General features: G+C 54.2%; 20 protein-coding genes. 17 read left to right on the top strand and 3 right to left on the bottom strand.

From position 1 onward, the window contains the following. Positions 1–156: 156 nt before the first annotated feature. From KNP74_RS01215 to KNP74_RS01140, 16 genes are all read left to right on the top strand, one after another. Complete coding sequence (locus KNP74_RS01215) at positions 157–873, top strand: response regulator transcription factor (protein WP_029595330.1); 717 nt, start codon at positions 157–159, stop codon at positions 871–873. Then, entirely contained in the window at positions 873–2576 is a 1704-nt protein-coding gene (locus tag KNP74_RS01210) for a sensor histidine kinase (RefSeq protein ID WP_029595331.1), read from the top strand. Before KNP74_RS01215 ends, KNP74_RS01210 begins: the two co-directional genes overlap by 1 nt. A 53-nt stretch (positions 2577–2629) precedes the next feature. Continuing rightward, positions 2630–3181: a cob(I)yrinic acid a,c-diamide adenosyltransferase gene (locus tag KNP74_RS01205; RefSeq protein WP_029595332.1), complete on the top strand. Its 552-nt coding sequence runs from the start codon at positions 2630–2632 to the stop codon at positions 3179–3181. Between the two features lie 8 nt (positions 3182–3189). Then, complete coding sequence (yfmF, locus tag KNP74_RS01200) at positions 3190–4428, top strand: EF-P 5-aminopentanol modification-associated protein YfmF (RefSeq protein ID WP_138859321.1); 1239 nt, start codon at positions 3190–3192, stop codon at positions 4426–4428. Then, positions 4425–5684, top strand: a complete 1260-nt coding sequence (yfmH, locus tag KNP74_RS01195) for an EF-P 5-aminopentanol modification-associated protein YfmH (protein WP_214763198.1) — start codon at positions 4425–4427, stop codon at positions 5682–5684. Before yfmF ends, yfmH begins: the two co-directional genes overlap by 4 nt. Continuing rightward, positions 5681–6376, top strand: coding sequence for an elongation factor P 5-aminopentanone reductase (gene ymfI / locus KNP74_RS01190; RefSeq protein WP_138859323.1), 696 nt, complete (start codon positions 5681–5683; stop codon positions 6374–6376). The genes yfmH and ymfI overlap by 4 nt, the downstream gene beginning before the upstream one ends. A 97-nt stretch (positions 6377–6473) precedes the next feature. Continuing rightward, on the top strand, positions 6474–7250 hold the full coding sequence (locus KNP74_RS01185) for a YmfK family protein (RefSeq protein ID WP_034777827.1): 777 nt from the start codon (positions 6474–6476) through the stop codon (positions 7248–7250). Between the two features lie 48 nt (positions 7251–7298). Then, a complete protein-coding gene (locus KNP74_RS01180) occupies positions 7299–8150 on the top strand; it encodes a helix-turn-helix domain-containing protein (RefSeq protein ID WP_233004332.1) in 852 nt (283 codons plus the stop codon). Between the two features lie 31 nt (positions 8151–8181). Continuing rightward, entirely contained in the window at positions 8182–8760 is a 579-nt protein-coding gene (gene pgsA, locus KNP74_RS01175; RefSeq protein ID WP_138859324.1) for a CDP-diacylglycerol--glycerol-3-phosphate 3-phosphatidyltransferase, read from the top strand. Positions 8761–8829: 69 nt separating this feature from the next. Beyond that, the gene (locus KNP74_RS01170; protein WP_214763197.1) at positions 8830–10056 is read left to right on the top strand and encodes a competence/damage-inducible protein A; all 1227 of its coding nucleotides are present in this window, start codon (positions 8830–8832) and stop codon (positions 10054–10056) included. 76 nt (positions 10057–10132) lie between these two features. After that, on the top strand, positions 10133–11182 hold the full coding sequence (recA, locus tag KNP74_RS01165; RefSeq protein ID WP_021067612.1) for a recombinase RecA: 1050 nt from the start codon (positions 10133–10135) through the stop codon (positions 11180–11182). Between the two features lie 187 nt (positions 11183–11369). Then, a complete protein-coding gene (gene rny, locus KNP74_RS01160; protein WP_029595337.1) occupies positions 11370–12932 on the top strand; it encodes a ribonuclease Y in 1563 nt (520 codons plus the stop codon). Positions 12933–12980: 48 nt separating this feature from the next. Beyond that, entirely contained in the window at positions 12981–13775 is a 795-nt protein-coding gene (locus KNP74_RS01155) for a TIGR00282 family metallophosphoesterase (RefSeq protein ID WP_138859326.1), read from the top strand. 26 nt (positions 13776–13801) lie between these two features. Then, positions 13802–14062, top strand: a complete 261-nt coding sequence (locus tag KNP74_RS01150) for a stage V sporulation protein S (protein WP_012726477.1) — start codon at positions 13802–13804, stop codon at positions 14060–14062. Between the two features lie 169 nt (positions 14063–14231). Continuing rightward, positions 14232–15308 (top strand): L-threonine 3-dehydrogenase, encoded by a 1077-nt coding sequence (tdh, locus tag KNP74_RS01145; RefSeq protein ID WP_138859327.1) that lies wholly within the window; start codon positions 14232–14234, stop codon positions 15306–15308. Positions 15309–15323: 15 nt separating this feature from the next. Next, a complete protein-coding gene (locus tag KNP74_RS01140; protein ID WP_214707601.1) occupies positions 15324–16505 on the top strand; it encodes a glycine C-acetyltransferase in 1182 nt (393 codons plus the stop codon). Between the two features lie 386 nt (positions 16506–16891). Here the strand turns inward: KNP74_RS01140 and KNP74_RS01135 are convergent, their stop codons facing one another. Then, positions 16892–17440, bottom strand: a complete 549-nt coding sequence (locus KNP74_RS01135; protein WP_138859329.1) for a DUF4256 domain-containing protein — start codon at positions 17438–17440, stop codon at positions 16892–16894. Positions 17441–17543: 103 nt separating this feature from the next. Further along, the gene (locus tag KNP74_RS01130) at positions 17544–18701 is read right to left on the bottom strand and encodes an MFS transporter (protein WP_138859330.1); all 1158 of its coding nucleotides are present in this window, start codon (positions 18699–18701) and stop codon (positions 17544–17546) included. A 145-nt stretch (positions 18702–18846) separates the two neighbouring features. Here KNP74_RS01130 and KNP74_RS01125 point away from each other — a divergent pair, with 145 nt between their 5' ends. Beyond that, entirely contained in the window at positions 18847–19395 is a 549-nt protein-coding gene (locus KNP74_RS01125; RefSeq protein ID WP_138859331.1) for a GNAT family N-acetyltransferase, read from the top strand. Positions 19396–19414: 19 nt separating this feature from the next. Here the strand turns inward: KNP74_RS01125 and KNP74_RS01120 are convergent, their stop codons facing one another. Then, positions 19415–20425, bottom strand: coding sequence for a site-specific integrase (locus tag KNP74_RS01120; RefSeq protein ID WP_214711301.1), 1011 nt, complete (start codon positions 20423–20425; stop codon positions 19415–19417). Between the last annotated feature and the right edge of the window lie 85 nt (positions 20426–20510).

Below are 20510 nucleotides of genomic sequence, written 5' to 3'. Positions count from 1 at the left end.
AAAGAAGTCACTTCGGTGGCTTCTTTTTTTACGCCGCTGTCAACTGACCGTTGTGAAGCCAAATAATAGAGTGGTATAGTTATGAAAGAGAGCGAAATGTTCACAATTGTGCAACATTCGCTACATCTTGTAATGGTTCTTTAGGAGGTTTAGTGGATGGCTAATAAAACTAAAATTTTAGTGGTCGACGACGAGGAAAGAATTCGCCGCCTATTAAAAATGTATTTGGAACGGGAACAATATGTGATCGTCGAAGCGACGAACGGGGAAGAGGCGCTTCAGCTCGCCCTTGAGCACAATTTTGATGTCATCCTGCTTGATTTGATGATGCCGAAAATGGACGGGGTCGAAGTATGTACCGAGCTTCGGAAATCGAAGGCGACACCGGTCATCATGCTGACGGCGAAAGGCGAAGAAGTCGATCGTGTCCAAGGTTTCGAAGTCGGAGCGGACGATTATATCGTCAAACCGTTCAGTCCGCGTGAGGTCGTCTTGCGCGTCAAGGCACTCCTTCGCCGCTCGGGCTCGACGAAATATTTGCGTACGGCCGAAAAATCAAAAGACTTGATCGTCTTCGCGCATTTGACGATCGACAACGATGCGCACCGCGTCACGGTCGACGGAGAAGAAATCGCGCTCACGCCGAAAGAGTATGAGCTCTTGTTCTTCTTGGCCAAACAAGTCGACAAAGTATTTTCACGGGAGCAACTGTTGAAAGAAGTTTGGAACTATGAATTCTTTGGAGACCTTCGAACGGTCGACACACACGTGAAACGACTCCGGGAGAAGTTGAACCGGGTCTCTCCAAAAGCCGCGCAAATGATCACGACGGTATGGGGTGTCGGGTACAAGTTCGAAGTCGTCAGTGAGTGATGATTCGCCGGAATAGCATCGTCACAAAACTATGGTTGACGATTCTCGTATTGGTCAGTCTCATCTTGTTCATCGTCTCTGTGTTGATGCTCGAGTTTTTCAACTCGTTCCATATCGACCAGGAACGCGGCCACTTGGCCAAGCTCGGCGGGCAGGTCCAGTCGGTGTTGCTTCAAGAAGGGGACGCGTCACGGACGGTCGACCAAATCATTGAAGTGTACGGTGCGAACTATATATTAGAGAACGGGACGGTCCGTTCGAACTTTGGAACGGAAGTCGACGGTCTCATGACGGAGCTCGGCCGTCAGGATTGGGAAACGTATCAGGCAGTCGGGGAGACCGCGATTGGAAACTTTTCGTCATTTGACGATCAGGCGGCACTCGCGTATCGGACGACATTCTCACTCGAGACAGGGGAATACACGCTCTATTTGATCGAACCGCTCGACGCGATCTCGAGTGCGAACGAAGGGGCCCGGACGATCATCTTTTGGACGGTCGCGTCGGCCATCATCGTCACGACCGTATTTGCCTTCTTCTTATCGACTCGGATTACGGCACCGCTCCGCGAGATGCGTGACGCGGTCAATAAGACAGGAGAAGGACAATTCGACCTCCGTCTCGTCCAGAAGTCGAACGATGAGATTGGGGAGTTGGCCGGGTCGTTCAATGCGATGAGCAGCCAACTGTCGACATACGTGAATGCGCTCGATCGAGAACGGCTCCAACTCGCCTCGATTTTACGATCGATGGCCGACGGGGTCATCACGCTCGATCGTCATGCGAACGTCATCGTCACGAACCCGCAAGCCCAACCGCTCCTCATCGACGAACAGCCGCATGAAGTCGTCCTGTCTCTCTATGAGGACGTCGTTGCCGGGGCACCGGAGAAGACGATCGAAGTGAAACAAGACGATCATTATTATACGTTGACGGTGACACCGCTTCTCGGCGAGGACGATTTTGAAGGTGCGGTTGTCGTCATCCGTGACACGACCGAGAGCCATCGTCTTGACAAGATGCGAACCGATTTTGTTGCCAACGTCAGCCACGAGCTACGCACACCGCTCGTGACGCTTCAAGGGTATTCCGAGGCGATTATCGACGGCATGACCGAAAGTGATGACGCGACGAAAGAGTTCGCTTCCATCATCTACGATGAATCGCTTCGATTGGCCCGTCTCGTCAACGATTTGCTCGACCTGGCACGAATCGAGTCAGGCAAAGAGACGATGCAGTTCACGACGTTCGACCTCGGTGAATTCCTTCCGCGCGTCATGCGCAAATTCAACCAAATGGCGAACGAAAAAGGCATTACGCTGTCAACGGAGGCCCCGCGTCATGCCATCGAGGCGGACGGGGACCGATTGGAACAAGTGTTCACGAACTTGATCGGCAATGCCATCGCCCATACCGAGTCGGGATCAATCCGGCTCGAGGCGAGTGAAGAGGAGGCCGGCTTCGTGATCCGTTTGTCGGATACGGGCAGCGGTATCCCGAAAGAAGATTTGCCGTTCGTGTTCGAACGGTTCTACAAAGCGGATAAAGCGCGGACGAGCGGCGGCAAGACGGGTACCGGCATCGGTCTCGCCATCGTCAAAAACGTCATCGATGCCCATCAAGGCACGGTCGACGTCTCGAGCACGCACGGGGAAGGAACAACGTTCACGATTCATCTTCCGTACACACAACCGCACGCATAACGACAATGGTGACTCCTATGGGTCACCATTTGTGGCATCAAGGAGGAAATGACATGAAACTGTACACACGAGGCGGGGACAAAGGGGAAACATCACTCATCGGCGGACGTGTCTTAAAGATTCATCCGCACATCCAGGCGATGGGGCTGTTAGATGAATTGAACAGTCAGATCGGTCTCGCGCTCGTCCATCAGACAGACGAGACGCTCCGGTCCCAGCTGACGAAGATTCAACATGATCTATTCGATCTCGGTTCCGAGCTCATGTATACTGAGACGCCGCCACAACAAGTCGATTTGACAATCGTCACCGAGCTCGAGACGTGGATTGACGAACTTGAACCGAAATGTCCGGAGCTCGTCCGCTTCATCTTGCCGGGTGGCAGTGTCGGTGCGGCGAGCCTGCACGTCTCACGTACCGTCTGTCGCCGTGTCGAGCGAGAGCTCGTCAACGTCGACGCCGCCGCTCGTCAGCTCCCGTACTATAACCGGCTGAGCGACTATTTGTTCACCGCGGCCCGTTACGCCAATGTCGTGGCCGGAGTTCCCGATCAAGAATACGCCCGCGGTGCGGACGTGTTCAAAACGAAAAAGAAAAAGGAGTAGATCAACTTATGAAAGGAATCGAACAATTCCAACAACGACTGCATTATTCGGTCTACCCGACCCAAAAATTTAAAACGACGACATGCCTCGTCTCATTTGCGGCCCCACTGTCGGCTGAGACGATTGCCGACCGGGCTTTACTGCCGTATGTGATGGAGAAAGCGACCGAAGCCTATCCGTCGATCGAACTGTTTCATACGCCGCTCGAACAATTATATGACGCGAGCCTTTACGCCGGAGCGTCGAAAGTCGGCAAAGAACATGTCATCCAGTTCCAACTCGAAGTCGTGAGCGATGCGCTCGTCGGCGAACCGGTGCTCAGTGAGGCGATCAAGCTGCTCGAAGAAGTACTCCTTCGTCCGAACGCCTATGACGGGGCGTTCCAACCGCTCATCGTCGAACAGGAGGCCCGTCTCCAGCGTCAGCGCATCGAATCGGTATACGATGACAAGATGCGCTTCGCCCAGCAACGTCTTCAAGAACTGCTCGGCGGCGAACTCGCCATCCAGTCGCTCGGTACACTCGAACAGTTGGAGCACGTGACGCCTAAGACGCTCTTTGATGCCTATACCTCGATGATCCGTCACGATCGTGTCGACGTCTACGTCGTCGGCGACGTGAGTCGTGAGCAAGTGACTGCCGCGTTCGCGCCGCTCGAAGGGCTCGGGGAACGACTCGTCCGTGAGTATCCACAGCCGGTCGACCGTGAGTTTCAGCGCCTCGAGGAACATCAAACGATCAATCAGAGCAAATTGCACCTCGCCTATCAAGTCGACGTCGACCCGCGCAGTGAAGACGCTGTCCGGATGCAAGTCGTCAACGGCCTGTTCGGCGGCTTCCCGCACTCGAAACTGTTCATGAACGTCCGGGAGAAAGAGAGTTTGGCCTACTATGCCGCCTCGCAGTACAGCTCACTCAGCCGGATGTTATTCGTCTATGCCGGGATCGATGCCTCGAACCAGGCGAAGACCGAGGCAATCATCGCCGACCAACTCGCCGACCTCCAGGCCGGGACTTTCGAGGACGAGACACTCGAACAGACGAAAGCGATGCTGTACCATCAACGTCGTCAACTCGGGGATAACCCGCGCCAATTGATCGCTTGGATGAGCGGCTCGGACATCCGTCCGTTCTCGCTCGAGGAAGAGATGGCCATCATCGAGCGGACCTCGCGGGATGATGTGGCCGCGCTCGCTAAGGGCCTGGATTTACAGGCTGTCTATTGTTTAAAGGGGGGAACTGTATGAAACTCGATTTTCCAAACGTCGGAGAAACGCTCCATCACACCGTCCTCGAGAACGGATTGACGGTCTATTTATTGAAGAAGACCGGTTATGAGAAGACGTATGCCACGTTCACGACGAGATATGGTTCGATCGACCGTCGCTTTAAAACGGAAGATTGGGTCGACGTGCCAGACGGGATCGCCCATTTCCTTGAGCATAAGATGTTCGAGAAAGAAGACGGCGACGTGTTCCAACAGTTCGGACGCCTCGGCGCGTCGGCGAACGCGTTCACGTCGTTCACCCGGACGGCATACTTGTTCGGTGCGACGTCGAACGTCAGTGAGAACTTGAAGACGTTAATCGACTTTGTCCAAACGCCGTACTTCACGGAGGCCTCGGTCGAGAAAGAGAAAGGGATCATCGGCCAAGAGATTCAAATGTATCAGGACAATCCGGGCTGGCGCCTCTACTTCGGTTTGATTGAGGCGATGTATGCCGAACATCCGGTCAAAATCGATATCGCCGGCACGATCGAATCGATTAGCGCCATCACGGCCGACGATTTATATCGCTGTCACGAGGCGTTTTACCATCCGAGCAATATGGTGCTGTTCGTCGTCTGCAATATCGACCCTGACGCTGTCCTTGCCGAGATTACCGCCAATCAGGCGGCGAAGACGTTTGATGAGCCGCTATTGACGGCGCGTGAGGTGGTCGAGGAGCCCGAGACGGTCCATATGACGGAACGGGTCATCGAGATGGATGTCTCGGTCCCGAAAGTGATGATCGGCTATAAAGATACGCCACGCTCCGGCAAAGAGGGCATGAAGCAAGAGCTCATCGTCGAACTTCTCATGCACGCCTTGTTCGATACGACGGCACCGCTCTATGCGGAACTGTATGCCGAAGGATTGATTGATGACGCGTTCTCGTTCGACTATACGTCAGAAGAGACGTTCGCCTTCGCCGTCCTGTCAATGGAGACGCCGCACGTCGAGCCGTTCGTCGACCGGATCACGTCCGCTCTCGAGCGTCCGCTCGAACTCGGCGGCGAGACACTCGATCGCAAGAAGCGCATGATGAAAGGACAGTTTTTGAAGGCGCTCAACTCACCAGAGTTTATCGCCAACCAGTTCTCACGCTACGCGCTCAGCGGCGGCAACATGTTCGACATCCCGGACTTGCTCGATACGATCACGCTTGACGACCTGTATGCGGCGTACGACCGTCTGTTCCAAGCCGATCATCGGACGGTCTGTGTCGTCAAGAAACCGTGACGACGCTCATCACGGGAGCGAGCGGAGCGATTGGCCGTGCCGTCGCGCTAGCGTTTCGAGACGATGCACTCATTTTGCAGGCGCATTCGCAAACGGAGTCGCTTCGTGCGTTCGTTTCACACGAACAGTTGACGGCCGACGTCGTCACGTGTGACCTCGACGATGAGGCAGGACTCGAAGCTTGGCTCGAGACGCTCGGACCGGTCGACCGCCTCATCTATGTCGCCGGTAATCATGCCTACGGTCTGCTCGTCGATCAGTCACTCTTCGAGCTCGACCGGCTGTATCGCATACATGTCCGCTCGATGGTCCGTCTCGTCCAGCACGTTGTCGGGCTGAAACCGTATGACCGCCCGCTCGACATCGTCGTCGTCTCGAGTGTCTGGGGCGAGGTCGGTGCGGCCGGAGAAGTCCTCTATTCAACGGTCAAGGCCGCCCAGCTTGGATTCGTCAAGGCGTTCGCGCGTGAGGCCGGACCGTTTCACGTCCGCATCAACGCGGTCACGCCGGGGTGGATTGACACCCCGATGAATGATACGGTAGAAGAGACGAAACAAGACGTTCGGGATGAGATTCCGCTCGGCCGGTTAGGAGGCCCAGGGGAAGTAGCGGAGACAATCCGCTTCCTCTGCTCTCCGGCAGCCGCATACATGACCGGCACCGTGCTTCGGATCGACGGCGGTTGGGTGTGAAACTTTGTTGGCTCGGTTGAAACGAGTTCTTTTCAATTCTTCTAAAATAATTTAGAATGAACAAGGTAGCGAGCACACATCAGAAAGGATGGACGAGATGGATCATAAGTTCGAAGAATGGTATCTCGAATATGAACTTTGCCAAAATCGACCCGGTATCCTCGGGGATATCGCCTCACTGATGGGGATGCTTCAAATCTCAATCGTGACGATCAACGGCGTCGATCTACAGCGCCGCGGCATGCTGTTAAAGGCACCGGCGGCCGATCACGTCCATCGTCTGGAACATATTTTGCGCAAGATGGAAGCTATCGTCGTCATCAAGCTCCGGCGCCCGAAACTCCGGGACCGGATCGCAATTCGACACGGACGTTACATCGAGCACGATAACGATGACAAGAAGACGTTTCGTTTCGTGCGTGAGGACCTGGGTGTCCTCGTCGATTTCGTCGCCGAACTGATGAAAGAAGAGCGGCATTTGTTGATCGGCGTGCGCGGCAACCCGCGTGTCGGAAAGACCGAGTCGATTGTGGCAGCGAGCGTCTGTGCGAACAAGCGCTGGCTATTCCTGTCCTCGACGCTCATGAAGCAGACGGTGCGGACTTCGCTGTTCGAGGAAGAACGCGAAGGAGACCACGTCTACATCATCGACGGTGCCGTCTCGACGCGGACGATGGATGAACGCCATCGGCAATTGATTCGCGAAGTCATGCGACTTCCGTCTGTCAAAGTCATCGAGCACCCAGATCTTTATGTGCGCAACACCGACTGTGTGTTCGAGGACTTTGATTACATCATCGAACTACGGAACTCACAAGATGAGGAGATCATTATTCCTCAAGAGACACATCGTGAGGCAGAATGGTTTGAATAACTACTTGAATGGAAGGTGTGGACCCCTGTGACAGAACTAGGGACTTTTTTGAAACAAAGGCGTGAGGCGAGCGGTTTGACGCTCGACCAAATCCAGCAGACGACGAAGATTCAAAAACGCTATATCATCGCGATCGAGGAAGGTGATTACAAAAATCTCCCTGGCTCGTTCTATGCACGGGCGTTCATCAAAACGTACGCGGAATCGTTAGGGCTTGATGTCGATGAACTGTACGAGACGTATGCGAAAGACTTGCCGAAAATCGAGCCGCAGCCGACCGTTCAATTGTCGCGAAAACAAACCTACTCGAAAGCCTCGGAAACGTCGAGCCGTGTGTCGCGTTGGGTACCAAAAGTCATGCTCGTGCTCGTCGCCTTCCTCTTGATGACGGCCGTCTATTACGTCGTCCGAAACCTTGATTTTGGTGATCAAAACGCGTCACCGGCCGAGCCGTCGAACTCGGGTGTGACGATTGACCAAAATAAGGATGTCCCGAAAGAGGAACCGGTTGAAGAAGAACCGGTCGAGGAAGAGCCGGTCGAAGAAGAGCCTGCTGAAGAGACGGGGCCGATTGCGGTCGCGTCGACGAGCGGAGCTGATCTCACGTACGAGATTGCGACAGCCGATAAGTTGACGACGGAGATCCATGTGAAAGAATCGCCGGCGACGTATGTCGGCGTCCGAGACACATCACTCGAAGGACCGTTCCTCGCGCCGGAATATCCGAACCAATCGAAACAGAACCCGATTGTCATCGAGGACGCGGAGACGGATACGCTTCGCATCCGCATCGGCTTGATCGGTGGGGTCGAGAAAATTGTTGTCAATGGCCGGGAGCTTGAATTAGCCGACTCGCCGGTCACACAAAATATATTTGTAAAGAGAGTCGACGCAGAATAAGTTGACTCTCCTTCTAGAGGAGGAGTTCTCGATGAACCTACCTAACCGCTTGACGATGTTACGGGTGTTGCTCATCCCTGTTTTCGTCGTCTTGCTCGCCGTAGATTTTGATTGGGGAGACATCGCTTTCCTCGGAGCGGACGTTCCGCTCCAACAATTCATCGCCGGCGTCGTGTTTACGATTGCCGCTATCACTGACTGGCTTGACGGACATCTCGCCCGCAAGCACAACTTGGTCACCAACTTCGGGAAGTTCATGGATCCGCTCGCTGACAAACTACTCGTCACGGCGGCACTTGTCCTGCTCGTCGAGATGGACCTCGTCGCGGCTTGGGTCGTCGTCGTCATCCTATCGCGTGAATTCGCGGTGACGGGGCTACGTCTTGTGGCTGCCGATGAAGGCATCGTCGTCGCGGCCGGGAAGTCGGGCAAAGCGAAGACATGGGTCCAACTCTTTGCCATCATCTTCCTGTTGTTCGGTAATCCGATTTTCAGCTATGTCGGCATCCCGTTCGGTGAATGGGCCATGTGGCTCGCGCTCGTCTTGACGATTTACTCAGGGGCCGAATATTTTGCACAAAATTACAAGATCATTGTAAAGTCGATGTAACCGTCGGCACAGACGAGTTGTTCAGCTTGGCCGAACAGCTCGTTTTTTTATTTGGGGGGAGGAATTCGGATGAAACGGACCGAAATCATTGCGGTAGGCTCTGAACTGCTCTTAGGGGAAATCACCAACACGAACGCCCGTTACTTGTCAGAACAGCTGTCGAAATACGGACTGTCCGTCCTGTATCATGTAGTCGTCGGGGATAACAGGGAGCGCCTGAAAGCGACGCTCGAAGAAGCGAAGTCCCGTAGCGAGCTCGTTATCGTCACTGGCGGACTTGGCCCGACGGCCGATGATATCACGAAGACGACGCTTGCCGACGTGCTCGGCCGCCCACTCGTCCGTGACGAGGCCTCGCTCGAGACAATTCGTCGTTTTGTCGCCTCGCGCGGACGGACGATGAACGAAGGAGATGCTCGTCAGGCCGACGTCTTATCCGGGTCCGAAGTACTTGACAACCCGGTCGGTCTTGCGCCCGGCATGTGGATTGAAGGGGAGACGACATGGCTCTTACTGCCTGGCGTACCGTGGGAAATGAAAGCGATTGTCGAGTCGACGTTCCCGAACAAGTTCACGGGTGCGACGATTCATTCCGAGTCGCTTCGGTTTTATGAAATCGGCGAGTCCGCGTTAGATGAGGCGGTGGTCGATTTAACGACCGGTGCCAATCCGACGGTCGCCCCGTATGCCGAGTCAGGCGAGGCACGGCTTCGGATCAGTGCTCGGGCCGAGACGGAATCCGAGGCGCGGCAAATGGTCGACCGGGTCAAACGGGACATTTTAAATCGGGTCGGCCGGTATTACTTTGGTTCCGATGAGGAGACGCTCGCTACCCATTTGATTCGAGAGTTGCAAGCGCGCAAGGCGACGCTGTCGATTGCCGAGTCGCTTACGGGTGGTCAAGCCCAAGCGATGCTCACGGCCGTCCCGGGGGCGTCCTCGGTGTTCAAGGGCGGGGTCGTCACGTACTCTGACGAGCTAAAAAATAGGTTTTTAGGGGTGTCCCTTGATACAATTGAGTCACACTCGGTCGTCTCAAAAGAAGTCGCCTTTGAAATGGTCCTCGGTCTGACGCGTCAGACCGGGACGGATTATGGACTGGCGTTCACCGGCGAGGCCGGCCCGACTTCAAGTTCGGGTCAACCGGTCGGCAAAGTGTTTATCGGTATCCGGTCACCGGCCGGGATTGACGTGATTGAACGCAACTATCCACATCAAGAGCGGCATGTCATTCAAGCCCGGGCTACGAAAGACGGAATGTGGGCGCTCCTGCAACAAATGAAAAAAGGCGAATAAACGTTCGCAAAAAACTTGTGTATCGTCTTCGCTTCGCTTATAATGAAAGTATCAATCAAAGGAGGCTCATTAATCTATGAGTGATCGTAAACAAGCGTTAGAAATGGCATTACGCCAAATTGAGAAACAATTCGGTAAAGGCTCAATCATGCGCCTCGGTGAAAATACAGATCAGCAAGTTTCGGTGACCCCGTCAGGCTCAATCGCCCTCGACATCGCCCTCGGTGCAGGTGGTTATCCACGTGGTCGTGTCATCGAAGTGTACGGACCTGAATCGTCAGGTAAGACGACGGTAGCGCTTCATGCCATCGCTGAAGTTCAAAAGCGCGGCGGACAAGCTGCCTTCGTCGACGCTGAGCACGCGCTCGACCCGAAATACGCACAAAACTTGGGCGTCAACATCGATGAGTTGCTCCTATCACAACCGGATACAGGGGAACAAGCCCTTGAAATCGCGGAAGCCCTCGTCCGCTCTGGTGCGGTCGATATCCTCGTCGTCGACTCGGTTGCGGCACTCGTTCCGAAAGCCGAGATTGAAGGGGAGATGGGTGACTCACACGTCGGTCTTCAAGCCCGCCTCATGAGCCAAGCGCTCCGTAAATTGTCTGGTGCGACGAACAAGTCGAAGACGATCGTCATCTTCATCAACCAAATCCGTGAGAAAATCGGAATCATGTTCGGTAACCCGGAAACGACACCTGGTGGTCGTGCCCTCAAGTTCTACTCGTCGGTCCGTCTCGAAGTCCGTCGTGCTGAAACGCTCAAACAAGGCCAAGACATGGTCGGGAACCGGACGAAAATCAAAGTCGTCAAAAACAAGATCGCGCCTCCGTTCAAGACGGCGGAAGTCGATATCATGTACGGCGAAGGCATCTCGCGTGAAGGCGAGCTCATCGACATCGGGGCCGACCTCGATATCGTTCAAAAGAGCGGCGCGTGGTACTCGTACAACGAAGAGCGTCTCGGTCAAGGCCGTGAGAACGCGAAGCAGTATATGAAAGAGAACCCGTCGGTGGCCGCATCGGTCGAAGAACGAATCCGCGACCACTACGGTCTCAACGGTGAAAAGACGGTCACAGTCGAAGCTGACAACGATGACGTCCTCTCACTTTTAGACGAAGAGTAAGCAACGTTTCTCGCCTGACATGGTTCAGGCGAGATTTTTTTAGTATAATTTTTTTGATGAATTGGTAGTTCTATCCTGTCCGTGCATTGCATTCTAACAGGTAAATAAGTACAATAAAGCTATACGCGGGCTCGCTCGCGTTTTCATTCATGAAAAAATAAAATAACCTTGCGAAAGGGAGGTGAACATGATGGAATGGCTATTAGAGCTTATTCTGATCCTCCTTTTGCCGATAGCTTTTGTTGCAGGTTTTTTTGTGCGTAAATCGATCGCCGAAGCGAAGATTCAAGGTGCCGAGACGGAAGCGACCAAGATTGTAGAGCAAGCGCGACAACAATCGGAAGCGATGCAAAAAGAAGCACGGCTTGAAGTAAAAGAAGAGATGATTCAACTTCGCAATGAAACCGAACAAGAATTGCGCGAACGACGTGAAGAGCAGAAAGTGAAAGAAAATCGTTTCGTCCAAAAGGAAGAGCTTCTCGACCGGAAAGCAGACATGCTTGAACGGAAAGAAGACGCCTTGGATGAACGTGAGGCTGCACTCGCGAAACGGAAGCGTGAAGCGGAAACGCTCGAGAGCAAAGTGGAGGAATTATATGAGGAGGCACGCCAAGAACTAGTACGCGTGGCAGCCTTGTCGAAAGAAGAAGCACGGACCATCATCATGGACGAAGCGAAGCAGGAAGCGCTTCACGATGCTGCTCTCCTTCAAAAAGAAATCGAGCAAAAAGCAAAATTAGAAGCTGATAAAAAAGCGAAACACCTCTTGTCTCTCACGATGCAACGTTATGCGGCCGAACACGTCGCCGAGACGACCGTATCAGTCGTCAACTTGCCGAGTGATGAGATGAAAGGACGCATCATCGGACGTGAAGGACGTAACATCCGCACGCTCGAGACGCTCACCGGCATCGACCTCATCATCGATGACACGCCGGAAGCGGTCATCCTGTCTGGATTCGACCCGGTCCGTCGTGAAATCGCCAAGATGACGCTCGAGAAACTCGTTCAAGACGGTCGGATTCACCCGGCCCGCATCGAAGAGATGGTCGAGAAGTCGCGTCGAGAAGTCGATGAGCGCATCCGTGAATACGGAGAAGAAGCGACATTCTCAGCCGGCATCCACGGTGTCCACCCGGACCTCGTCAAGACGCTCGGTCGAATGCGTTACCGGACGAGTTACGGTCAAAACGTGCTCGCCCACTCGGTCGAAGTGGCCCATCTCGCTGGGATGATGGCCGCCGAGCTCGGGGAAGACGTCACGCTCGCCAAACGAGCGGGTCTCCTCCACGATATCGGGAAAGCCATCGACCATGAAGTCGAAGGCAGCCACGTCGAAATCGGTGTCGAGCTCGCCACGAAGTACAAAGAGCATCCGGTCGTCATCAACTCGATCGCCTCGCACCACGGGGACGTCGAAGCGACCTCGACGATCGCGGTTCTCGTCGCAGCGGCTGACGCCTTGTCAGCGGCGCGTCCAGGAGCCCGTCAAGAGACGCTCGAAAGCTATATCCGACGCCTTGAGCGCCTCGAAGCGATTTGTGAGTCGTTCGAAGGAGTCGAGAAATCATATGCCATCCAAGCGGGACGTGAAGTCCGGATCATCGTCCGCCCAGACGTCGTCGACGACGTCGTGGCGAACAAGATGGCCCGCGACATCTGTAAACGGATCGAAGATGAGCTTGATTATCCAGGCCAAATCAAAGTGACGGTCATTCGCGAAACGCGTGCCGTCGATTATGCGAAGTAACAAGAGCGGAGACATTCTCCGCTTTTTCTATTGGAGGAGGACAAAACTATGAAAATTTTATTTATCGGCGACGTGGTCGGAAAACCGGGTCGCGACATCCTGAGTGCCCAAATCGGACGCTTGAAGAGCAAGTATAGCCCGACGTTCATGCTCGTCAACGGTGAAAACGCAGCCAACGGACGCGGTATCACAAAAAAAATCTACCAACAGTTCCTTGAGCTTGGGTTCCATGGCGTGACGATGGGGAATCATACTTGGGACAACCGTGACATCTTCGACTGGATCGATGATGCCGACCGTATCATCCGTCCGGCCAACTATCCGGAAGGCACACCTGGTGTCGGCATGATGGTGTTGAAACAAGGTGGGAAGAAGCTCGCCGTCATCAATGCGATGGGGACGGTGTTCCTGCCATCGCTCGACTGTCCGTTCCGCACGGTCGATGCCCTCGTCGAAGAAATCCGTGGTGAGGTCGATGCGATCTTCGTCGATATGCACGCTGAAGCGACGAGTGAGAAGATTGCGATGGGCTATCATCTCGATGGACGCGTTCAAGCCGTCGTCGGCACCCATACGCACGTCCAGACGGCTGACAACCGCGTATTGAACAACGGCACGGCATACATCACCGACGTCGGGATGACCGGCCCGCTCGACGGGGTGCTCGGCATGGATGCCGAGGTCGTCTTGAGAAAATTCATGACACAACTCCCGGTCCGGTTTGAAGTTGCCGAGGGACGGGAACAACTTAATGGAGTTTTAATCACTATCGATGACCAATCGAAACGAGCCACAAAAATCGAACGCATACACCTAGATGATCAGACCGTATGGTTTGATTGAACAACCTACCCGAGGGGGAAACAAGAATGGACGTACTCAAAGTTTCGGCAAAATCGAATCCTAACTCCGTGGCGGGTGCACTCGCTGGCGTACTTCGTGAAAAAGGAACGTGTGAGATTCAAGCAATCGGCGCCGGGGCGCTCAATCAATCCATCAAAGCGGTCGCGATCGCGCGTGGTTTCGTCGCGCCGAGCGGGCTGGATTTGATTTGCATCCCTGCGTTCACCGATATTATGATTGACGGAGAAGAACGAACGGCAATCAAGCTCATCATCGAACCACGATGAGCTTGCGGTCGGGACATAGGTCCTATTCTTGTAAGAGAAGCCATCGGCGCGGATGGCTTCTCTTTTGTGTCTGAAAATATGACGTTCTATCTTCTCAGGTTCGTCATTTTATGACAAGATGAAAGGGAACGTGAAGTTCGATCAAGAGATGAAGAGGGGGACGTTTTCAATGGAACAGCTCGTGTCTATGACAGAGAAGGAAGCAACGACACCTGTGATGAAAGCGATTCAAAAACATACGGCCGGATTCGGGGCGAAGTTGGTCGAAGTGCCAATCCCGACACCAGGAGCCGGGCAAGTGTTGATCAAAGTGAAGGCGACATCGATTTGCGGGACCGATGTCCACATCTATGAGTGGGACGACTGGGCGAAGAGCCGAGTTAAACCGCCATACGTGTTCGGTCACGAGTTCGCGGGGGAAGTCGTGGCGCTCGGGGAAGGTACGAAACGCATCCAAATCGGACAGACCGTGTCGGCCGAGACGCATATCGTCTGTCATCAATGCAAACAATGTTTGCGAGGGCAATATCACATCTGTAAGAACACGAAAATCATCGGTGTCGACACGCAAGGCTGTTTCGCCGAGTACGTCGTCATGCCGGAAGAGAACTTGTGGGTCAACCCCGAGTCGATGCCGTCGAAGCTCGCCTCGATTCAAGAACCGCTCGGTAACGCTGTCCATACGGTGCTCGCCAGTGACGTGTCGGCCAAGTCGGTCGCCATCGTCGGTTGTGGGCCGATCGGACTCATGGCCGTCGGTGTCGCCAAAGCAGCGGGCGCGAGCCGGGTCTATGCGATCGATGTCAACCCGTATCGGTTGAAGCTCGCCGAAGACATGGGGGCGGACGTCGTCATCAATAGCCTTGAGCAAAATCCGCTCGAGCTGATCATGGATCAGACGGAGGGGGACGGCATCGATGTCGTTTGTGAGATGAGCGGGCATCCGGTCGCCATCGACCAGGCGTTCAAGATGGTCACGGCCGGCGGCGATGTCAACGTGTTGTCACTCCCGGCCAAACCGGTCGCGATCGACCTGACACGTGACGTCGTCTTTAAAGGGGTACGCGTCCAAGGCATCACCGGACGCAAGATGTATGAGACGTGGGGCCAAGTGTCGACGCTTCTCGCGACGGGTCAGCTGAACGTGGAACCGATTATCACGCACGTGTTCAAGCTCGAGGAGTTCGAGCAAGGTTTCGAGCTCATGCGGGCCGGGAAATGTGGAAAGGTCGTCTTATTACCATAAACAGGGGGAATCAATATGGCATTTGAACATATTACAGAAGCAGTCAATGAAATGAAACAAGCGGGCACGTTCCGCTCGCTCGTGCCGCTCGAATCAGCACAAGGGAACGAGGTCACGATCGGTGGCAAGTCGCTCGTCCAGCTATCGTCGAACAACTATCTCGGTCTCGCCAACCATCCGCGCTTGAAGCAAGCGGCAATCGAAGCGGTCGAACAGTTTGGTGCCGGCACTGGGTCGGTGCGGACGATCGCCGGGACGTTCGAGATGCATGAGGCGTTCGAACGCGAGCTCGCCGAGTTCAAGCATACGGAAGCGGCGCTCGTGTTCCAGTCGGGCTTCGCGACGAACCTCGGCGTCTTGTCGGCGCTACTCGGCCCAGAAGACGTCGTCATCAGCGACGCGCTCAACCACGCTTCGATCATCGACGGCATCCGGTTGACGAAAGCGGCCCGCCGCATCTATAAACACGTCGATCTCGAGGACTTAGAAGCGGCCTTGAAAGAGACTCAAGATTACCGGACACGTCTCATCGTTACGGACGGCGTCTTCTCGATGGACGGCAATATCGCGCCTCTCCCGGAAATCGTCGAGCTCGCCGAGAAGTATGACGCGGCGGTCATGGTCGACGACGCCCACGCTTCGGGCGTGCTCGGGAAGAATGGTCGCGGTACGGTCAACCACTTCGGTCTCGACGGACGGGTCGCGCTCCAAGTCGGGACGCTATCGAAAGCGATCGGCGTCCTCGGCGGATACGTCGCCTGCTCGAACGACGTGCGTGACTTCTTGATTCAAAAAGGACGCCCGTTCTTGTTCTCGACGTCACACCCGCCAGCGGTCGTTGCGGCGAACCGTGAAGCGATTCGTGTCATGAAGGAAGAAGAGGAACTGTTCGATAAGTTATGGGCGAACACCGAGTTCTTTAAGACAGGACTTCGTGATCTCGGCTTCGATATCGGGCATGCGACGACACCGATCACGCCGGTCATGCTCGGTGAAGAGACACTCGCACACACGTTCTCGGACAAGCTGAAAGACCACGGCGTGTTCGCACAGAGCATCGCCTTCCCGACGGTCGAGAAAGGTAAGGCCCGGATTCGGACGATCGTGACGGCGGAACATACCCGTGACGACCTCGAACGTGCGCTCGCTGCCTTCAAGGCGGTCGCCGAAGAATTGAATGTCACGCTTCACGCGTAAGATTGAACTGCAGACGAATCGTCTGCAGTTTTTTTGTTGGGGTGATGTAGACGTGAGATAAACCATCATGCCCATCCGTTCATTCATTTGAAATTTTTGGTAGGCATATAGGAGGTAGGCTTTAAAATTTGAACAGTTAAGACATGATGAATGGTTATCGTTTATTTCAAACACCGTATTTTGATCAAAAAATCTTAAGAAAGATATTCGGAGTAGGCTAACCTTCTTTTGATTGTCTGAACATATTTTTTCTTGGCTGGGGTCCGTGTGCATCTGGGGAACAAATATTGTTTCAAGATTTAGAGGAGCCAACGCTGATGGGTGACATAGTTCCCAGTCATTTTCTTTTGGCTATCCACATCAAAAAGCAAGGCCCGTGGCCCTGCTCAAAGAATCAACATCCCGCGGAATCCACGGGCCGCATAATACGAATCGGCACCATTATGATAGAGGAAGATATGGTCGTAGCGGCGGTCGCAGAATAAGGCGCCACCTTTTTGACGAATCGTTTCTGGAGTGACAATCCAGCTCGATGTTTTCAAATCGAACGAACCGAGCGTCTGTAGATGACGATACGTTGCTTCGTCGAGTAGCTCGATTCCCATCTCCTCAGCCAATGCGACGGCGCTCCCATCCGGTTTGTTCTTCTTCCGTGCCGCCAACGCCGAAGCGTCATAGCATAGGCTGCGTCGACCACTCGGACTTTCTGGAGAGCAGTCGCAAAAAGCTAAGGCGCCATTCGGAAGTCGAATCACATCAGGTTCGCCGCCGGTTCGTTCCATCTCGGCAAGCACGACGAGTTTCTGGTCGTCCTCTTGAAGGCGAGTCAAGACGTCGGGCCAAGTGAGATCAGGATGTCGTTCGGGATGGGCGTTAAATCGTACATGTAGAGTTTGCAATATCTCGTCCTTTTCCTGGTTTGATAACGTGTTCATATTTAGATTCCTCCTAACTAGTATTTTCTTTTAGTATACGTGATGCGGAATGAATCTGTTGTAACCAAAGGAATTGTAAATCATATAAGGGGGCGCCTTTTTGTTATGAAGATTGGACCACATCTCCCATCTGGTCGATTTGTCGACCGACCCAGACGAGCGGAACGGTCAACGCTGCGCCAATCAAATAGACGATGGCAATCGGCAATCCGTCCGCGAGTAGTCCGAACGTCAGGCTGCCGATGCTGAAGGCGAGGGTGTAGGCCGTCTGTTGGACGCTATACACGTACGGAAGTTGCGAGGCAGGTGTCATTTCTTGGAGCACCGTGTTCGTCTGGATGATGCGGAGCTGGGTGGCGTATCCTTGAACCGCGAGCGCGATGAGCGCGAACGCGATATGAGATGTCATGCCGAACAATAGGGCCGCTAAGACAGACAAGATGGAGCTGACGGCGAGCGAGCTGTTGCGCTTTGCGCGATACAGGTAAGCGCTGGCCAGAATCATGCTAATCAAGAAGCTCGCGTTCATCGTTCCCCACCAGCCCGTATCGATGTGGAGGTGGCGTTCCAAATAGACGAGCAAGAGCGCCGAGATCCAGAGTGTGCTGACGAACGACTCGAACGTGACGAACACCGTGATTAACCTGGCGAAAGGAGCAGTGCGCACGAAGGCGAGGCTGTCCTTAAGCGATATGTCTGATTCGCCATCTTCTACCGTCACGTCGCGGTCGAGTGAACGGACGAAGCGAAGCGTGACGAGCGTCGAGAGCATGAACAACATCAACGCGATCATCAGAGCGAGCTCGCTTGAGAAGGAAGCGACGACCATCGTGCCGAGAGGCCACATCGCCAGCTGAATGAACTGGTTCGACCCTTGGACGAGACTGTTCGCTTGTTGGCGATTCGTCGTCAGCCTGGGGATGAACGACGCCTGGACCGGACGGGCGAACCCATCCAAGAAGGCGATGAGCACGACGAGGCCGAGGACGAGAATCGACTCCGACCAAATGACGGCCCCGAGCAAGACTGTCTTCAACAGTTGTGTGACGAGCAACATCTGACCGAAGGTGAACCGAGATAAGATGCGGGCAAAGAACAGACCGCTCACGGTCATGCCGAGCGTGACGGCAATCGGGAAACTGGCCGCAGCCAGGGCGGAACCGGTCTGTTGATATAACAAAGCGATTAAGGCGACGATATAAAGCACGTCACCAATATTGGCCAGCCATTGACTGACCAGCATCAGGTAAAACGACTTCATCATGACTCTCCTCCGGAACTATTCAATTTTGGGTGGATGACATGAGGTCGAATTACATACTTTCACCGCTTTCAAATTATTTACAAATAGTTTACGATAAAATCATTAAGAGTACAATAATTGGAAAGTAAACGGGGGAAACGACATGTTACGCTATGACATCAACGACCAGCTTCAACTACGAATGTTCACCATTGACGACGCGGAGGCGTTGTTCCAATTGACGATGGCATCGAAGCCATACCTTCGCGAGTGGCTCGGGTGGCTCGATTACACCGAGACGGTCGAAGATTCGCGGCAAAACATCGAAGGACGAATCAAAGGATTGATGGAGACGGGCGGCTATCCGAAATCGTTCGCGATTGTGTATCAGGACGAGCTCGCCGGGACGATCGGCTTCAATGACATCGACCGGGGCATCAAATGCGGGACGGTCGGCTATTGGCTCGGCCAAGACTTTCAAGGCAAGGGCATCATGAGTCAAGCGCTCGAGACGGTCATCGATTATGGGTTCCGTGATTTGAAACTCGATAAAATCGAGATTCGGGTCGCAACTGGGAACGTGAAGAGCCGGGCGCTGCCCGAGCGATTCGGTTTCCTCGAAGAAGGGGTGCTTCGCAATGCGGAGTGGCTCTATGACCGCTACGTCGACCACGTCGTGTACGGGCTGTTGCGAGATGAATGGGCCCATTAACATACAAAACCCCGTCCTGTTACAAGGCGGGGTTTTCGTTTGGGATTTGTTCGCCGTAGAGTTCGCTACCGAACTCCGCGTACGCCTGTTCGTAGCGCCGGAGTGATGACTCTTTATGCATACATGTCACATTCATCCGCTCGAGTGACGTCATGTCGGTCGCGTACGTCTTCAAGACGTGGGCGTTCCGGAGCATCGATGGTGTGACCGAGCGGGTGAGACCGCTCCGTTCGTTCAATTGGCGCATCATCTTCGTGATCATGACGATCGTCAACTGTTTCGGCTGGTTCTTCGCATACACCCAGCGGAATGTCATTCGGGCGAAATCGAAAGAGACGAATACAGGATCATCCGAGTACCAGCGCGGACGGACCGGCGTCGGGATGTCGGCCAAATAGTTCATGAGAAGTGCCTGGTCCTCTGGACTAAGTTTCAACGTGAACCGGTTGCCGAGCCGGTCATAGACGTCGAACTCGTGGCTCGCGAGGTGCAGGTCGTTCATCCGGAGACGGATGATATGGTGGACCCGGAGACCGTACTTATAGAACAGAGTGACGATCAACTCGTTTCGGTTGACGAGGTATGGATGCGCCTGAAGCTGATTCTCGCTCAGACCGCTTGTTGAGCGGATCGTTCGGACGAGCTTGTTGAACTCAGCGGGCAAGGCAATCTGGTCGACGGTGAGCGTGTGGGCCGGTTGCGCATACGTCAGCATCTTCTTACGGAGCGGGTTCAAGAAGACGGTCAGGCTATTGATGACGGTGACAATCCGGGCGACCGTCGCCTGTTGATATTGTTTCTCCTCGATGAGGAAGTCGTTGACGAACGTCTTCCACGATTCGAGCGGGACGGCGAGCCACGCCTCCGGGGCATCGAGCTCGACGTTATGGTCATGAAAGTATTTGTGCACATCGATCAAATCGTACCGATAGCGTTTCAGCGTGGACGGTTGACGGCCGCTCGCGCCGAGATGGAACAAGTACGCCTCGATATATTCAGGCAATGGATACTCTTTTCTACGTTTCGTCATGGACGTTCCTCCTTCTCCTCATATCTTACCACAAACGGACGTTCTCCATTCGTCGTTTCGTGGTAAGATGGAGGATGAGACTTAT

It is taken from the genome of Exiguobacterium sp. s141 (assembly GCF_018618085.1).
In the GTDB taxonomy this organism is placed as follows: Bacteria; Bacillota; Bacilli; order Exiguobacteriales; family Exiguobacteriaceae; genus Exiguobacterium; species Exiguobacterium mexicanum_A.
This window is presented reverse-complemented; position numbering and strand designations above follow the sequence as displayed.

Coding starts and splice junctions, on each gene's coding strand:
- yfmH (WP_214763198.1), top strand. CDS start 4,425: ATGAAACTCGATTTTCCAAACGTCGGAGAAACGCTCCATCACACCGTC.
- KNP74_RS01130 (WP_138859330.1), bottom strand. CDS start 18,701: ATGAAGTCGTTTTACCTGATGCTGGTCAGTCAATGGCTGGCCAATATT.
- yfmF (WP_138859321.1), top strand. CDS start 3,190: ATGAAAGGAATCGAACAATTCCAACAACGACTGCATTATTCGGTCTAC.
- KNP74_RS01170 (WP_214763197.1), top strand. CDS start 8,830: ATGAAACGGACCGAAATCATTGCGGTAGGCTCTGAACTGCTCTTAGGG.
- KNP74_RS01140 (WP_214707601.1), top strand. CDS start 15,324: ATGGCATTTGAACATATTACAGAAGCAGTCAATGAAATGAAACAAGCG.
- KNP74_RS01185 (WP_034777827.1), top strand. CDS start 6,474: ATGGATCATAAGTTCGAAGAATGGTATCTCGAATATGAACTTTGCCAA.
- KNP74_RS01135 (WP_138859329.1), bottom strand. CDS start 17,440: ATGAACACGTTATCAAACCAGGAAAAGGACGAGATATTGCAAACTCTA.
- KNP74_RS01210 (WP_029595331.1), top strand. CDS start 873: ATGATTCGCCGGAATAGCATCGTCACAAAACTATGGTTGACGATTCTC.
- tdh (WP_138859327.1), top strand. CDS start 14,232: ATGGAACAGCTCGTGTCTATGACAGAGAAGGAAGCAACGACACCTGTG.
- KNP74_RS01155 (WP_138859326.1), top strand. CDS start 12,981: ATGAAAATTTTATTTATCGGCGACGTGGTCGGAAAACCGGGTCGCGAC.
- recA (WP_021067612.1), top strand. CDS start 10,133: ATGAGTGATCGTAAACAAGCGTTAGAAATGGCATTACGCCAAATTGAG.
- rny (WP_029595337.1), top strand. CDS start 11,370: ATGATGGAATGGCTATTAGAGCTTATTCTGATCCTCCTTTTGCCGATA.
- KNP74_RS01215 (WP_029595330.1), top strand. CDS start 157: ATGGCTAATAAAACTAAAATTTTAGTGGTCGACGACGAGGAAAGAATT.
- KNP74_RS01205 (WP_029595332.1), top strand. CDS start 2,630: ATGAAACTGTACACACGAGGCGGGGACAAAGGGGAAACATCACTCATC.
- pgsA (WP_138859324.1), top strand. CDS start 8,182: ATGAACCTACCTAACCGCTTGACGATGTTACGGGTGTTGCTCATCCCT.
- KNP74_RS01120 (WP_214711301.1), bottom strand. CDS start 20,425: ATGACGAAACGTAGAAAAGAGTATCCATTGCCTGAATATATCGAGGCG.
- KNP74_RS01150 (WP_012726477.1), top strand. CDS start 13,802: ATGGACGTACTCAAAGTTTCGGCAAAATCGAATCCTAACTCCGTGGCG.
- KNP74_RS01125 (WP_138859331.1), top strand. CDS start 18,847: ATGTTACGCTATGACATCAACGACCAGCTTCAACTACGAATGTTCACC.